This window comes from Novosphingobium umbonatum, from assembly GCF_004005905.1.
In the GTDB taxonomy this organism is placed as follows: Bacteria; Pseudomonadota; Alphaproteobacteria; order Sphingomonadales; family Sphingomonadaceae; genus Novosphingobium; species Novosphingobium umbonatum.
Map to the genome: position 1 here is coordinate 1 of NZ_SACO01000054.1, position 498 is coordinate 498.

Annotated in this window: 1 protein-coding gene; it reads right to left on the reverse strand. The window is 59.0% G+C overall.

Features of this window, described 5'->3' with window-relative positions; all coding sequences use genetic code 11:
* Positions 1–443, reverse strand: a 443-nt coding sequence (locus EOE18_RS18240; protein ID WP_246027542.1) for a DJ-1/PfpI family protein, incomplete at its 3' end; no start/stop codon positions are given.
* Between the last annotated feature and the right edge of the window lie 55 nt (positions 444–498).

The window sequence follows — 498 nt, forward strand, 5'->3', positions numbered from 1 at the left end:
ATCATCAGATCGATACCTGCGGCGCTGCCCGCCGAAGTAAATATCCGGTTATGCATATGATACAGAGACGCCTCGTCCACTTGGACGGCAGGATAACGAGTGCGCATAGTCTGGCCATAGCGCCAATGGGTGGTGACTTTTTTCCCATCCAACAAGCCTGTGGCCGCCAACACAAAGGCGCCAGAGCAGATCGAAGCCAGTCTGCCGCCCCTTGCATGCACTTTGCGCAGCGCTGCAAGTAACTCCTCTGGCACTGGAACATCTGCGCCCTTCCAGCCCGGGATGACCACCAAATCGGCCTGGTCCAACAGATCCAGACCGCCTTCCGGCAAGATCGAAAAGCCACCATGCGCGCGCAAGGGCCCTGGCTCGATGGCGGCGCTGGCAAAACGATACCAGTCTGGCCCCATTTCCGGACGGGACAGGCCGAACACCTCGGCCACAATGCCGAATTCAAACGTGCACAGCCCATCATATAGCAGGGCGACGACGAGTGGG